Below are 15,578 nucleotides of genomic sequence, written 5' to 3'. Positions count from 1 at the left end.
TATCGTCGACTTTTTAAGCAGCCTGTAGATCTTCGAAAAAACGGTAAATAATACGGCTGTGATGAACAGGTACGCGAGGAGAAATAACTTATTGTTCTTTTTCAACTATCTTCCCCTTCAAAAATGGCATAAACCGCATGGCGTTCTCTATCATATAGAGCGCCCCTTTTTCGTATATAGTAAGCGCCTGTATCCTCCTGTACATCTCCATGTTGCGCCCGATGTTATCGCATCCCCGGAAACACCCGATAGCGGAATTGGGGTCATTGCCTATCAAGGCGAAGGCGGGATCCTCTTTGCGCGCGGATTTTGTCTTCATCCTGAAATACGCCTGTCTCTGCCCGTTCCATATATCCGGGAATCGTTCCTTATGTAGATTTCCGACCGGGATCCTGTGCGCTTTCAGACAGCCTATCACGTTCCCGTCGGCCATTATTCTCGTGAATAGCCATCCTGCATAGCACGGGGTATTTTCCAGGATCTTCCTGTCATATTCCCCCCTCAACGCGTCTTCCGATGATAGCCTCTTCAGAAAAAGCGGAAGTTGCGAAAACTCCAATTTGCCGTATTCGCCCAGATACGCGATCCTGTCCTTCGCTTTATTGAACTGGTCCAGGACCTCATCCCGCTCTTCTTTCGACAACAATAGAACGTCTGTCTTGTGCGGTATCGTATCTATCACCGCGAACTCTATGGCGTCTGCCTTCACCTCAACGGCGAAGTCTATCATGGCGGATATTTCGCGATGATTTATATTCGATATCACGTTGTATATCTTGACGAACGGTTTGGGCCTGCCGCTCTTGGCGAGAGCCAGGCGTTTCAATAGATCCCTGAGACGGTAAAAGATGGATCCGTCCTTGCCGGGATGCGTCGCGGCATACGTCTTCGCGTCTCCCGCCCACACGCTGACCGTTATCTGGTCTACCTCAAGGGCGATCAGCTCATCTATCATCCTGTCTTCTACAAGGGTGAAGTTGGTATTCAGGGCGCATGACATCTTCTTCTCTTTTATATACTTTATGATCTGAGTTATGTGAGGATGCATGAAGGGCTCTCCTCCGCCCGCAATATATATCTCCCTGGTGCCGAGGGCATGAAGATCGTCGATCAGGGACTTCACCAGGGGGAGCGGCAGGAGATGCTTTCCTGCGGCCTTCCCCGCATCTTCTCCCAGGAGAGGCGAGTTGCACCAGCACCCTATGCAGGAATTGTTACAGTTGTCCGTTACGTCCAACTGGGCCATATGAGGCCCCAGGTAAGCGGCAGAACCGTTCAGCACGCCCATCAATGTCAGGCGGCTGTGGAGATACCGCCTTGCCTTCTCTTTTATATTTTTTAATTTTGCGATCCGGGAGCTGAGGGAGGAATACGCCCTGCTCCGGCATTTCATATAACGGTGGACTTTTATCAATGTAAATGCCGCTCCAAACCCCCTTAAGCTCGTGATGAGCTTATGCAATGGACCGCCGTACCTGTAATCCCCCCTCCTCCTGCAATGGTCTTCCCAGAGCAGGTACGCCTTTTCTCTCGCAGCGGCCAGATCTCTTGGAGAAAGCGCACGATCACAAGCGGGGCGATCCGGGTATGGCTCGAACTTTGACCTTCGCCTTGATCTCGCGCGGCGAATGGGTCGCGGGTCATCACATGCGGAAAGCGGCGGGGCCGAAGTATTGGAATACCCGCAATCGACGCCGAAATCGGAAAAAAGTTTTGATATCTTCCCGAGGCGTTCTTCGCGCAACTCAAAGGTATTGCCGTCAAGGCCCTGCCACCTCATAGAGTCGATGCCTCCCTGCTCCGGGGCGGCGATATTGTACTTCTGCGGCCGGCGCTGAAGGTCTGACCCGTAATTCACCAGGCACGTATTCAGGGAACTGACCGCGTTTATACAGGATATATGCCGCTTTATGAAATCATATGTCTCCATAAAATCGGATTCCGATTCCCCCGGGAAACCGACTATTATGTTTATAAATGCCTTTATCCCGGCGCGTTTCGTATTCTTCAGGACCCGGCTGACATCTTTTTTTGTGAAGGACTTCCGCATCCTACGCAATACATTGTCTGAGCAGCTCTCCACGCCGTATATGAGCGTGTTACAACCGGCCTTCTTCATCTTCGCTAGGAGGCGGCGCGTCAGGCTCCTGTTGGGGATCGCCTGCGAGTCCCAGACTATCTTCATATCTTCTTTGATGATCATATCGCACAACAATTCCAATTCGCGCGCATTCCCGTTGCACAGGAGGTCCTTAAGACTGAAGTTCGCCACTTTATTATGCGCGGCGTGATATCTTATCTCCTCCATCACGTGCCGGGCCGTCCTCTGCCGGTATGGAAATAACATCCCGTGATCATTGCAAAAACTGCACCTGCCGATACACCCCCTGCTTGTCAAAAGCGGGAGACGCGGCAGCGTGAAGAGATCGAGATGGAATTCCTCGAATGTCGGAAAGGTCATCGTGTCCAGGTCCGCTATCGGCTGCCGGGGCATATGGCCGGAGAGTGGGCCCTTTTCGTTGATTATCGTCCCGGGCACATGCCTTATCCCGCCCTTCTCGTGTAAATCCTTCAGTACTTCGGCAAGCGCTTCTTCGCCCTCGCCGACAACAAATACATCCGCTATATCCTGCGGTATAAGTGCCCTCTGTTCCTCCGTGCTGCATCCCGGCCCGCCGAATATCATGACCCGCGTCCTGTCCCTTTTCCTCACCCGCCTGGCCAGTTCGACCGTAAATAACCTGTTCGCGTAATGGACCGAGAACCCTATGCACTTCGTATCCGTGGAGATTATCTCCTCTGCAAGCTCATCGAACCTGTCTCCGAAAGCGTCCGACAGTTCGGTATCGAAAGATCTTTCGTGGACCCACAGCTCATATGCGTTGGTATTCCACCATCTGCGGTATTCATGATTTACCGTATTGAAGAGGTATATATTGGCGTCGAATACGAGCGCCCTGTACCCTTTATGCTTCAGGTAACTTGAAAGATACGAAATGCCCAGGGGGGGCATGGTGATATCCCATGGCGGGCACAGGACCAATAATATATCGGCCCGGCCTTCTCCCGCGCGATCCTTTATCGCGCCTTTCTTCGCCAATCCTTTGTGGCTGCGTTTGGCAAATAAGGGGTCGTACAGTTCCGTGAAATACCGTGTGCCCGGGAAGGGCGTGGCTATGGAGAACTGGGCGGAATGCGGGTCCAGGCCCAGTGCCAGGTCGATCGTCTCTTTGATCGTCTTCCGCGTCTCCCCCGGCAGGCCGAACATAAAAGTGAGGTGGACCTTGATGCCCAGGGATTTGGTATATGCAATGATATCTTTCGCGTATAATAGATCCAGTTTCTTGCCGCACTTATTTACAATATCCTGGTCCGCGGATTCGAACCCGTATTTAACCGCGCATAGGCCGAGGCCCTTCAGCTCGTTAAGGATATCCCTGTCCATGGAGTCCGGCCTGGTCATCATCGCCCACGGTATATTAAGGTCCGCCTCCCGCATCTCGCGGATAAATTCCTTAAGCCATCCCCTGTTCAACCCGAATGTATCGTCATCAAAATAGACGGACCTAAAGCCGAGATCTCCGGTCAGATGTTTCATCTCGCGGACTACGTCATCCGGCGACCTCGTCCTATAGTTCCGTCCTCCGTACATGACTTGCGGCCACAGGCAAAAAGTGCACCCGTGCGGGCATCCCCTCGATGCGATCATCTGCGCCGAAGGCATCGGGATGCCGCCGGGCGTATCGTTATATCTTTCCATGGGCAGGCCGTCCCGAAGCGGCCACGGCAATGCATCGAGGTCCTCTATCAGCGGCCTGTCCGCGTTCTTTATTATCCTGCCGCCCGCGCCCCTGAAATTCACCCCCGATATCCCCTCCGGGCCCAGGCCGTCCCTCATGGCGCACGCCAGCTCTAAAAGCGTATATTCATACTCGCCCCTGAGCACAAGATCTATGCGCGTATTCTTTTTCAGGAACTCCTTCGTCCTTATAGCTACTTCCGGCCCGGCCAACGCGACTTTTATGCGCGCATCTATCCTGCCAATGATCGTCATGTCATTATTCAATGACACTGCGGCGGTCTCGGCCACAATGAGGTCCGGGCCTATCGCCTGCACCTTCTTCAGGAATTCCTCTTCGCGGATCTCTTCTGCGATAGCGTCGATGATGGTCACATCGAAACCATTCTTCTTCAGTAGGGCGGCGGCATAAGCGAGGAAGAACGGGAACGGAAGGTAGCGAGCCTCGGTGCGGTCTTTGATGTGCGGCCAGCGGGAGCCGGCGCGCACCCCGCAAGTATTCTTCTCGCGCCATGGCATGTTAGTAAGAAGTATGCGCATAAGATCTTCTTTGTCGATTACGCTGTTTAATCGGCGTTAATTGATATCCTGCCTTCGAAATACCTGTATTGGTCAGGCGCAAATTCAAAATCGTTATCGCTATCGGCCCTGACATACTGTAATACCCGTGCCCTGAACGAACTGTCGGAGTTTATGACCTTTGCTATATACGCACTCCGGTCATAAGAACAATGGAACGATACGGACGGCAATGCCCCGCTCCCGTCCCCGGCGCATAAAATGCTCAACGGATCCGGGGTGACGGCGTCCTGCTGCCATATGGTCTGCCATTCGCGCCCCCTGGGAGAAAAATCCTCCGGCAGCGATCCATGATGGCTGCCGGAGGCGCGCCAATTCATGTATCCGTCCGTTACCATGACATTTATCTGTTTATTCCGCAGATGCACCTTCTCTTTTATCTGCATATCCACGGTCCAGTTTATCGTATTATCGTCTTTCATCTCTATCTGCCATACCTGGGCTATGGGCAGGTTTTTCCAGGTACCCATAGCGACCATCTTCGTCGAACCCAGATAGAGGCACCCCCATCCGTCAAAGGCGGAATCGTACCAGGTATCCCCCGAAAGAAGGGACGTGTAACATCCTAGCCCCTTGGAGATCATGCGCCCGTTCCATAATAATGATATCCTCCCGTTGTCGAACGTCACCTTCAAGCGGCCTCTCTCCAGCATCGCGCCGCCCCTCTTCCTCTTCATCATCTCTTCGTATATCTCAATGCCTCTGGCCGCATCCGCGTCGGCCTCGATCGCGCCCTTTCTGAAGACGATGACCCTGTCGCATAGCGCGCCGATAAGATACATGTCATGCGAGACCATTATTATGGTCTTCCCTCTCTTTTTGAATTCCTCTATCTTGTCGATGCACCTTCTCTGAAAATTTTCATCCCCCACCGACAACGCTTCATCGAGCAGCAGGATATCGGGTTCCACGTTTATTGCGACCGAAAACCCCAGGCGCACATACATCCCCGCAGAATAGGTCTTGAGCGGGGCGTCTATAAAATCCTCCAGCCCGGAAAAGGCAACGATCTCATCGAATTTAGAGTCTATCTTCTTCTTGCTCAGCCCCAATATGGCCCCGTAAATATATATGTTCTCTCTTCCCGAAAGCTCCTGGTGAAAACCGATGCCTATCTCTAACATCGCGGAGACCATCCCATTGACCGATACCGTTCCGGCATCGGGTCTGAGTATCCCCGTTATGAGATTCAATATGGTCGTCTTTCCCGAACCGTTCTCCCCTATTATCCCGACCGTCTCGCCCTTTCTCACGGTAAAATTTATACCCTTGAGGGCCCAGAATTCGTCGGATGGGGCGCGCTTACGCAGGAGGATGTTCAATGCCCTGTCCTTCAGGCTGCTTTCGCGGAGATGGTACCGCCTGAATTTTTCTCCGACGTTCTTAAAGACGACCGCTGTGGCGGGATCCATAAAAAATCCTCATATATATTTTGCCAGAGATGGCTCATACTTTCTGAAGATGAGATAACACGCTGAAAGCAAGACCGCCGATACCGCCGCTATCCCGAATAAGCTTTCGGCGGAAGGGACTATGCCGTCAAATAGCATGTTCCGGTACATGGTGATGATCGAGGCCATGGGATTCAACATATATAAACCGTGAAAACGTGACGGTACCATGGATACGGGATAGAATACGGGGGTCAGGTAAAACCAGAGCATGAGCGAGATCTCCGTCACATGGCTCACGTCCCTCAGATATACATTGGCGCATGATAAAAAAAGGGCAAGGCCTGTAGTGAATAATAAGTGGGCCGCGAGCACCACGGGCAGGCAAAAGATCGAAGTGAGGACATGGGGCCGGAGGACGATCACCAGGGGAAGCAGCACGCAAATACCTATCAAAAAATTGACGAAGTTGCTCACTACGTAAGAGATGGGAAGTATCTCCCTGCGGAAGTAGGCCTTCTTCACGAGGGGGGCGTTATCGACGAGCGACCGCGATGCGTCGCCCAGCGATGCCGAAAAAAATCCCCATGGCAGCAGCGCTGAGAGCAGGAAGAGCGGGTATCCCTTTATCCCTATCTTCACGATATATGAAAAGACGATATACAGTATAAGCGTCGTAAGGAGAGGGTTCAGGAATGTCCAGAAAAACCCGACAACGGACCCTTTGTAGCGGACTTTAAGATTTCTGATGACGAGGCTTCTTAATATCTCTAGTGTATTCGATGGAAAATTCATAATGACCCGGGGACGAGATCCATTATCATTATTATACTATCATATAATAAAATGTCAATTTTATGCTATAGCTCCCGTACCGAAAAATATCTACATAAGAGTTGAACGGGGGAAAATGGCTGATATAATACATAGATGTGATCATCCTCGCATATATCGATCCCGGGAGCGGGTTCACTTTCGTCGGCATTGCCGGCTGGCTCGTCACATTTTTATTGGGCCTGCTGGGGATCGCGGCCCTGTTTCTCAAGAGGTCTTTCGGATTCCTGAGACGCCATAAAAGATATGCGTTCATACTATTCTTTTTGCCGATAGTTATCATCATAATCGCGGGGGTAACGATGACCAATAAGAAACCTTTATGCGACAGAAAGATAATCGTGTTGGGGATGGACGGGTTGAGCCCGGAGATAATGGAACCGATGATGGCGGGCGGGCGGCTCCCCCATTTCGCTTCTTTAAAAGAGCGCGGCTCTTACAGGCGCCTTGCCACCACTAACCCTCCGCAGTCGCCCGTGGCATGGACAGCATTCGCGACGGGACTGAATCCCGGGGAGAGCGGCGTATTCGACTTCATAACGAGGGATCCGAAAAATTATAGGTTGCGCCTGGCCACTTCAGACATAAGCCGCTCCAAGCCGCAGAGTGTCGTAAAGAGCAAACGATTCTGGGATTACGCGTCCCGGGCAAGGATACCGGCCACTATCATAAATTGCCCGCTGACCTTCCCCCCGGACAGGATCTACGGGAAGATGCTCTCCGGCATGGGGGTACCGGACATACTGGGCACCGAGGGCACCTTCTCTTACTACACTACTGGAGCGATCGTCACCGGCAAAGATACGGGCGGGAAAGCGTTCCATATAGAAAGGTCGCCCGTAATATATACGGATATCATAGGCCCCAGGGTCTCCGGGTTTTCGGGCACCCTTTCCAACGCGAAAGTGCAGCTGAAGATATCTCCCGCCGATGATGGGAGGAGCGCTTTATTTGAATTCCAGGGTCAGCGGTTTAAACTTGCCGCGGGAGAGCGGAGCGGCTGGAAAGAGACAACTTTCGACGTAGGGACATTCGGGAAGATACGGGGAATATTAAAATTTCATCTCCTGGAGGTCGATCCGGATATTAAACTTTATATAAGCCCTATCAATTTTGACCCGCGGGACCCATTCTTCCCCATCTCGTATCCCGCGTCATACAGTAAAGAGATCACCGACGCTATAGGACTTTATCACACACAGGGAATGCCGATAGACACCTGGGCTGTCAATGAAAAGAGGGTCTCCGAAGAGTCGTTATTGGACGAGGCGGACGAGGTCCTGAGAGAGAAGAAGGCGATATTCGACTACGAGTTGAAGCGTATGGAGAGGGGCATCCTCTTTTCGTATTTCGGGCTGACCGACTCGATACAGCACATCTTCTGGCGCTACCGCGACCCTTCGCACCCGCTTTATGAAAAGGATGCTCCCGCGCGTTACCGGGAGATGGTAGAGACGTGGTACGAAAAGATGGACGGGATAGTCGGGGACGCGATGGATAATATGGGCGGGAAAGATATAATGATCGTGCTGTCCGATCACGGATTCGATACTTTCAGGAGGGCCGTGCACGTCAACAGCTGGTTGAGGGAGAACGGTTATCTCGTCCTTAAGGATGGCTCCGCAAGGTCCGGCGGGGAACTGCTGAAGGATGTCGACTGGACAAAGACGAAGGCCTACGCCATCGGTTTCGGCGCTATTTATATAAACCGGGCCGGCCGCGAAACAGGCGGCATAGTAGAGCCGGGGGAAGAGACGCGGCGCCTTAAGAAAGAGCTATCGGGAAATATTAGGAGATGGCGTGACGGGAAATACGGCGCGCCCGTCATAAATGCTGTCTATGACGGCGAGGATATATTCCATGGGATCCACGCGAAAGACGCGCCGGATCTCTATATAGGGTTCAATAAAGGGTGCCGGGCATCCTGGCAGACCGCATTGGGTGCTGCGCCCGAAGGGCTGATAGAGGATAATATGAAGAAATGGTCGGGAGACCATCTCTTCGACCCGGCGCTCGTCCCGGGTGTCATATTTTCGAATAGACGGATAACGAAAGAACGGCCGTCGATCTACGACATGGCGCCTACGATCCTTAGGAGCGCCGGATTAAATAAGAAAGTTGTGGAGAGATGCGATTTTGCCGGGGAGTATATATTCCCTGAAGAATGACCGGATCATTGCCCGCCCTTCTTCAGGCCTTCAAGCCATTCCTTGATCTTCTTTTCGTATCCGATCGCTGTGGGGACATAATAGACCTTGTCCGAGGGCTTGTACTCCTGTTTCACGTAGTGGTCTTTATAATCATGGGCGTACTTATAACCTTTGCCATGGCCGAACGCCTCCGAATCGAGGTTAGCGTCCTTCAAATGGTCGGGCACTTCCAGGACCTTCCCCTCCTCCACATCTTTCAGCGCGCTTTCGATACCGAGGTATGCCGCGTTCGATTTCGGGGCACATGCGACATAGACCGCTGCCTGCGCCAGCGGGATGCGCGCCTCGGGCATCCCGACGAACTCGGAGACCTGGAGCGCGGCGTTCGCGATGACCAGCGCCTGGGGGTCGGCATTGCCGACGTCTTCCGCCGCGCATATCACTATGCGGCGCGCGATGAACCGGGGGTCCTCGCCGGCGTAGATCATCTTCGCAAGCCAGTATAGCACGGCGTCGGGATCGGAGCCGCGCATCGACTTGATGAACGCCGATATGGTGTCGTAATGGCCGTCCTCGTCCTTGTCGTAGACAACCGCCTTCTTCTGGATCGACTCTTCGGCCACCTTAAGCGTGAAACGGATCTTCTTGTCCTTCCCGGGCGGAGTGGTGAGCGCGCCGACCTCAAGGGCCGACAATGCGCGGCGGCCGTCCCCTTCGGAGATCCTGGCCAGGTGCCTTAACGCCTCTTCGTCCGCCGCAAGCGGCATCTTCCCCAGCCCGTTCTCCTTGTCCATTAAGGTCTTTTTGAGTATCGAGACCACATGATCGTCGTTCAATTTTTTGAATTCGAAGACCTGGGAGCGCGACAGCAGCGCCGCGTTCACGTAAAAGAACGGGTTGTGGGTGGTGGTGCCTATCAGGACGGGGTTGCCGGCTTCCACGTCCGGCATCAGCACGTCCTGCTGGGCTTTGTTGAAACGGTGTATCTCGTCTATAAGAAGTATCGTCCGCCTGCCGTCGAGGGATTCGCGCCTCTTTGCCGCATCTATTATACGACGCATATCGGCGACGTTATTTGAGGCGGCGTTTATACGCTCGAAATTCGACTTCGTCCTTTCGCTGATTATAAGGGCGAGCGTCGTCTTACCGCAACCGGGAGGACCGTACAGTATAAGGGACGCTATCTTGTCGGATTCTATCAGGCGGCGAAGGAGTTTATCCCTGCCGAGGATATGCTCCTGCCCGACGAAGTCGTCGAGCGTCTTCGGCCTCATCCTTATCGCAAGGGGCTCCGTCTCTTTCCCCGCCCTTTTCTCTTTAGTGAACAGGTCCATAATGGCCGGGCATCTCTTTCTTTACATTATTTCGTTAAGAGCGTTATTGTAATTTTTGATCTCCCGGAATCTCTTATATTCCTTTCTATTCCAGATCGATGCGATCTCCGTGCCGGATACGTTGCCGAATTTCAGCGTCCCGTCGAAGTCGCAGTTACACGGCACGACGTCGCCGTTCCACAGGATCTGTACCATCCTGTCACAGACGTCGTTACAGGCATCCCTCCCGGCGGCCGGATGCCTGACGCCGGCGCAATCTTTTTCATGGACCCAGCCGCGCCACCGTTCTCCTCCCTGCATCCTGGTCTTGGCATGCCGCCGCCATCTCAGCCGGAATCCGATATCCGGCAGATGAAATATCTCTCTGACAGGATACCCGAAGAACCGCGCCGAAGAAGGGCCGACCTGACAATGCCTCAGGCCTTTTATGTAGAGCAACGGTTTCCTGCTCTTCGCTCTCCGCTTTTCTTCTATAAAATTTCTTATATTTTGAAGCGTTGTTTCATAGTTAAGCGTGCGGAAGACGGCCTCATACTCTTTTTTATCTTTCCCGTAAAAACTTATTCCGATCTTGTCCAGCCCGGAAGATATGACCTCTCTGCATTTTTCTTTCGTCAATGAGTAGCCGTTGGTGCTGACATACACATTCTCTATGCCTTTATCCTTTGCATATCTTATCTTCTCTATGAATCCGGGGTCTAAAAACGGTTCGCCGAATCCATAGAGGCTCATCCCTTTAATATTATAGCCGGAGCATTCGTCGACTATCTTCCTGAAAAGGTCAAAGCGCATTATCCCCTGACCGCGCGTTAACTTTTCTCTCGGGCACATGATGCAGCTTGCATCGCAATGGTTGGTATTTTCTATGCAGACGATCCTTGGAAAGTCAGCCGGTCCCATAACGGATAAATCTTACCCCATTTCCCGGGATTTGGCCATAAAAAAATCCCCGCAGATGCCGTGTGAAGATGAATGATCTTGATCCTGTTATGTTACAGGTGGGTACCCTCGCCGATATGCCAAGGCATCCCGGCAGTTAGGTACCCTTTTTAAGTGCTAATGGCTCAAGATTATTCACTTGAATCACGAACACCGCAGGGATTTTTTACTCCTATAAAAAGTATAGCACAAGAATTTTTGAAAAGCAAATTGAGGATGTTGGAGTTATCTGAGCCTGGCGCCGAATTTATTTTCCAGGGCACCGAGGACGGCGGCGTGGGCAGAGGCGACGTCTTTTTCTTCAAGCGTCTTTTCGGAACTGCGGTATTCGAGGCGATATGTAAGGCTTATCTTATCCTGCGGGAGCTGTTTGCCGGTATATCTGTCGATGAGCGCCGTCTCTTTAAGTATAGGGCCGCCCGCGTCGCGTATCGCGGAGATGATACCGGCGTTCCGGGCATCTCTGCTCACGACTATAGAGATATCCCTGAATATGGACGGGTATTTAGGCAGCGGCATGAATCTCTTTTCGGGCCGGCCCTCCCCGATCATCCTCTCGAGGTCTGCCTCAAGAAAATAGACCCTCTCCTTTATATCAAAATCCGATAACAGCTTCGGGCTGAGTTCGCCCATGACACCTGTATTCTCTCCGCGTATCTCTATATTCGCGCATGCGGTCTTCAGGAACCTCTCGTCGGCCGCGTCGGAGACGGATAGGCCTACTGCGCCGGCTTCACATAACAGCTTTTCCAGCGGGCCCTTGACGTCGAAAAATGTGGACGACCGCGGCCTGTCCGTCCAGTTCGAGAATGCCTCTCCGGTGATACCTAAAGAGAGCCGTTTCTTTTCTACAAAACCATTCTCATTCCTGGTATATACATTTCCTATCTCGAAGAGCCTCAGGTCCTTCTCTTTTCTGTTCATATTCCATACCATGGTATTGAGCATCCCCGGCAGAAGGCTTGGCCGCATCACCTCCTGGGCGCCGGAGAGGGGGTTCTGCACTTCGACAACATCACCGCCGGCTACCCGCGCCCGTTCGAGCTCCTTCCTGCTCAATAAGCTGTAGGTGATCGTTTCGGTAAAACCCAGGCATGCCAGGGTATCCCTGATCTCCCGTTCGGCCATCATGGCAGGGGTCCTTCTCACGGGTTGTTCCACGACCGGCGGTATGGTGACCGGCATCTTATCGTAGCCGTATATCCGAGCCACCTCTTCTATAATATCTACCTCGTTGTTGAGATCGCATCGGAAACCGGGGACCGTCAACTTCATCATATCCCGCGCCGCCGATCTCACGCGGATCCCGAGCGCACCCAGGATCTTTTTTATTGAAGCCGCCGGGATATCAAGGCCCAGTACTTTGGAAAGCCGCGCCGGACGCAATGTAACGGTCTTTCCCGGGTCCGGCTTCTTTCCTGTATCCATAATCTTCCCGGCATTGCCGCCGGCCGCATCGCGGATAAGCGCGGCCGCCCTTTCCGAGGAATACAATATATTTCCCATATCGACGTTGCGCTCGAACCGATAGCTCGATTCCGTAGAGATGGTGAGTTTGCGGCCGGTGCGCCGGACCGAGACCGGATCGAAATAAGCCGCCTCCAGTAATATATTCCGCGTTGAGGCGGTGACCTCCGTATTAAGCCCGCCCATTACCCCGGCGATGGCTATCGCCCTTTCCGCGTCCGCGATGACCAGCATAGTATCATCCAGGGTCCTCTCCAGGCCGTCTATAGTGACTATCTTTTCTCCCTTCTTCGCCCGCCTTACTATGACCTGCCCGCCTTTCACCTTATCGAGGTCGAAGGCGTGCATAGGCTCACCCGTCTCAAAGAGGCAGAAGTTGGTTATGTCTACGATGTTATTGACGCTTCGAAGTCCCATCGCCTCTATCTTCGCTTTAAGCCATACGGGCGATCCTCCGACCCTCACGTCCTGTATGACCCGCCCCGTATATCGCGGGCAGAGGGTCTTGTCTTCGACCTTTATCGAAACTTTGCTGTGGGCTGTGGGCTGTGGGCTGTGGGCTTTTACCGTGGACCGTGGACCGTGGACCGTGGACGGGATCTTAAGTTTACGCCCCGTAATAGCACCAACTTCCCGCGCGATGCCTATTACGCTGAGACAGTCGGACCTGTTGGCGGTGACCTCTATCTCCATCAGGCGGTCTCCGTTCTTCTCTTCGATCGATTCGACGGGGAGTCCTGCCATCGTGAGGAGCTCCGCGAGCTTCTCTGCGGGGACCCTGACGTCCACATACTCTTTCAGCCAATTATAACTTATGCGCATATCAGAATTGCCTTAAGAACCGCATATCGTTCTCGAAGAACATGCGTATATCCGGTATACCGTACCGTAAGATTGCTATTCTTTCCACACCCATCCCGAACGCAAACCCGGTCACTTTCTCCGGATCGTAACCTGCGTTCTTGAATACCTTCGGGTTGACCATACCCGCCCCCATTATCTCGAGCCACCCTTTTCCTCCGCACATACTGCACTTTTTCTGGTGACCTGGTGACCTGGTGACCTGGTGACTACATATGATACACGATATATCGACCTCGGCGCTCGGTTCTGTAAAGGGGAAGAAGCTCGGCCTGAACCGCATCCGCGTCTTTTCGCCGAACATCTGCTTGGCAAATACCGAAAGGACACCTTTAAGGTCGGAGAAATGTATATCCCCTCCCACAGCAAGCCCTTCCACCTGATGGAACATGAATGAATGAGACGCGTCCGTGGCGTCCGGCCTGTAAACCCTGCCCGGTACCACTATCGCGAACGGAGGTTTATTTTTTTCCATGAACCGCGCCTGCACCGGCGATGTATGACTCCTGAGCAAATACTGTGGGCTATGGACTGTGGACTGTGGACTTTTTAGATAGAACGTATCAAATGCGTCGCGGGAAGGATGCTCCAGCGGTATATTCAATGCCTCGAAATTGTAATGCTCCGTCTCTATCTCGGGGCCCTCGACGACCCTGAACCCGAGCGATATGAATATTTCACATATATCTTCTATGGTCCTGGTGATAGGATGGGTTGTCCCGGGTTCCTGGTGTATGCCGGGCAGGGTTATATCGATCTTTTCGCCGTCCGTATCCCCGTCGCCTGAGACGGCTGCGAGCGACTCTTCAAGCGCACACGTAATCTGCGATTTAACGGCGTTTATTATCTGGCCTACCCCGGGCCGTTCCCCGGCCGGAAGCCCGGCCATCTTCTTGAATACGTCGGCTATTACACCTTTACGGCCGAGATATTTTACCTTTAAACCCTCGAGCGCCTCTCTGTTGCCGCCCGCGGACTTTATCTCTTCAAGCGCTTCCGTCTCTATCTGTTTTAAACGGTCTTTCATCTTTTCCAGTAACGGTGATATTTATGCCTTCACCATCTCGACAAGCTTACCGAACGCCTTTTTGTCGGATACTGCAAGCTCCGCCAGCATCTTCCGGTCGACCAGTATCTTCGCCTTCTTAAGGGCCTGCATGAAACGCGAATAAGATATCCCGCATTCCCTGCATGCGGCATTTATCCTTATGATCCAGAGGGACCTGAAATCCCGCTTCTTCGCCTTCCTGTCACGGTAACTGTACATCCTACCCTTTGCGACCGACTCCAGCGCGCGGCGGTAAAAACGGTGGCGCCCGCCCCACTGGCCTTCAGCCGCATCCAGCACCCTCTTCCTTCGTCTCTTCGTCGCAACAGCATGTTTTACTCTCGACATTGTTCCTCCTCGTTATAACTAACGGTTGAAAGCTGATAGCTCTCCTATGCCCCGTATGGCAGTATGTTCCTGATCATACTTGCTTCGTCGCCTCTGATATACCCGGCCCTTCCAAGGTGCCTCTTCCTCTTCCCGCTCTTAGATGTCAAGAGGTGGCCCCTGCCGGCCCTGAAGTACTTGACCTTACCTTTTTTCGATATCCTTATCCGCTTCTTAGCGCTTCGATTCGTCTTTAGCTTAGGCATGTCGTTCTCCGTGTTATATGTTAGGTCCACGGTCGACAGTCCATAGTCCACGGTTTTTACTGTGGACTATCGACTATGGACTGTAGACTATTTTCTATTTCGCCCGTATGACCATATTGAGGAAATTGGCGAACATCGACGGCGGCTCCTCTATCTCCCCCACTGCGGATATGTCGCTCGCGAGCCGGTCCATGACCTTGCGGCCCAGGTCGACGTGGGCCATCTCCCTGCCCCTGAACATCATCGATACTTTGACCTTGTCGCCGCGCTTGAGGAACTCCTCGAGATTCCTGAGCTTGAACTGGTAGTCGTGCTCCCCTATCTTCGGCCCGAGACGCATCTCCTTTACGTGGATCACCTTCTGTTTCTTGCGCGCTTCCTTCTCGCGCTTCTCCTGCTCGTATTTATACTTCGAGTAGTCGATGATCCTGCAGACCGGCGGAGTCGCGTTCGACGCGACCTCGACCAGGTCGAGCCCCGTCTCTTCGGCGCGCTTCAGCGCATCCTGGATGTTGAGCACCCCCAGCTGCTCACCGTTTTCGCCTATCACCCTCACTTCTTTAGCCCTGATCCTGAAATTTAT

At 52.9% G+C, this 15,578-nt stretch carries 11 protein-coding genes and 1 other RNA gene; 1 reads left to right on the top strand and 11 read right to left on the bottom strand.

From position 1 onward, the window contains the following. Window positions 1–88 precede the first annotated feature (88 nt). Genes WC515_04030 through WC515_04020 form a run of 3 tightly spaced genes read right to left on the bottom strand, consistent with a single transcriptional unit; the run spans window position 89 to window position 6,564 of the window. Window positions 89–4,339, bottom strand: a complete 4,251-nt coding sequence (locus WC515_04030) for a radical SAM protein (GenBank protein ID MFA5146524.1) — start codon at window positions 4,337–4,339, stop codon at window positions 89–91. Window positions 4,340–4,365: 26 nt separating this feature from the next. Then, on the bottom strand, window positions 4,366–5,790 hold the full coding sequence (locus tag WC515_04025) for an ABC transporter ATP-binding protein (protein ID MFA5146523.1): 1,425 nt from the start codon (window positions 5,788–5,790) through the stop codon (window positions 4,366–4,368). Between the two features lie 9 nt (window positions 5,791–5,799). After that, complete coding sequence (locus WC515_04020) at window positions 5,800–6,564, bottom strand: ABC transporter permease (GenBank protein ID MFA5146522.1); 765 nt, start codon at window positions 6,562–6,564, stop codon at window positions 5,800–5,802. Between the two features lie 137 nt (window positions 6,565–6,701). Between WC515_04020 and WC515_04015 the strand changes: the two genes are divergently transcribed. Next, on the top strand, window positions 6,702–8,771 hold the full coding sequence (locus tag WC515_04015) for an alkaline phosphatase family protein (GenBank protein ID MFA5146521.1): 2,070 nt from the start codon (window positions 6,702–6,704) through the stop codon (window positions 8,769–8,771). A gap of 5 nt (window positions 8,772–8,776) precedes the next feature. Here WC515_04015 and WC515_04010 read toward each other — a convergent pair whose 3' ends face one another. The 8 genes from WC515_04010 to infC all read right to left on the bottom strand — a co-directional run bounded on the left by WC515_04010 (window position 8,777) and on the right by infC (window position 15,578). Continuing rightward, on the bottom strand, window positions 8,777–10,087 hold the full coding sequence (locus tag WC515_04010) for a replication-associated recombination protein A (GenBank protein ID MFA5146520.1): 1,311 nt from the start codon (window positions 10,085–10,087) through the stop codon (window positions 8,777–8,779). Window positions 10,088–10,108: 21 nt separating this feature from the next. Next, window positions 10,109–10,987, bottom strand: coding sequence for a radical SAM protein (locus WC515_04005; GenBank protein MFA5146519.1), 879 nt, complete (start codon window positions 10,985–10,987; stop codon window positions 10,109–10,111). Between the two features lie 42 nt (window positions 10,988–11,029). Then, window positions 11,030–11,191, bottom strand: a non-coding RNA gene (gene ssrS, locus WC515_04000) — 6S RNA. Window positions 11,192–11,251: 60 nt separating this feature from the next. Beyond that, window positions 11,252–13,315, bottom strand: coding sequence for a phenylalanine--tRNA ligase subunit beta (gene pheT / locus WC515_03995; GenBank protein MFA5146518.1), 2,064 nt, complete (start codon window positions 13,313–13,315; stop codon window positions 11,252–11,254). 1 nt (window position 13,316) lies between these two features. Further along, complete coding sequence (gene pheS, locus WC515_03990) at window positions 13,317–14,381, bottom strand: phenylalanine--tRNA ligase subunit alpha (protein ID MFA5146517.1); 1,065 nt, start codon at window positions 14,379–14,381, stop codon at window positions 13,317–13,319. A 21-nt stretch (window positions 14,382–14,402) separates the two neighbouring features. Then, the gene (gene rplT, locus WC515_03985; protein ID MFA5146516.1) at window positions 14,403–14,750 is read right to left on the bottom strand and encodes a 50S ribosomal protein L20; all 348 of its coding nucleotides are present in this window, start codon (window positions 14,748–14,750) and stop codon (window positions 14,403–14,405) included. 44 nt (window positions 14,751–14,794) lie between these two features. After that, complete coding sequence (rpmI, locus tag WC515_03980) at window positions 14,795–14,995, bottom strand: 50S ribosomal protein L35 (protein ID MFA5146515.1); 201 nt, start codon at window positions 14,993–14,995, stop codon at window positions 14,795–14,797. A 94-nt stretch (window positions 14,996–15,089) separates the two neighbouring features. Continuing rightward, window positions 15,090–15,578 carry a translation initiation factor IF-3 gene (gene infC / locus WC515_03975; protein ID MFA5146514.1) on the bottom strand — a complete coding sequence of 163 codons (489 nt, stop codon included), beginning with the start codon at window positions 15,576–15,578 and terminating at the stop codon, window positions 15,090–15,092.

This window comes from Candidatus Omnitrophota bacterium, assembly GCA_041650805.1.
Taxonomy (GTDB): domain Bacteria; phylum Omnitrophota; class Gorgyraeia; order 2-01-FULL-45-10; family 2-01-FULL-45-10; genus JBAZKM01.
The sequence above is the reverse complement of the archived record's forward strand: the minus strand, read 5'-3'. Positions and strand labels throughout refer to the sequence as shown.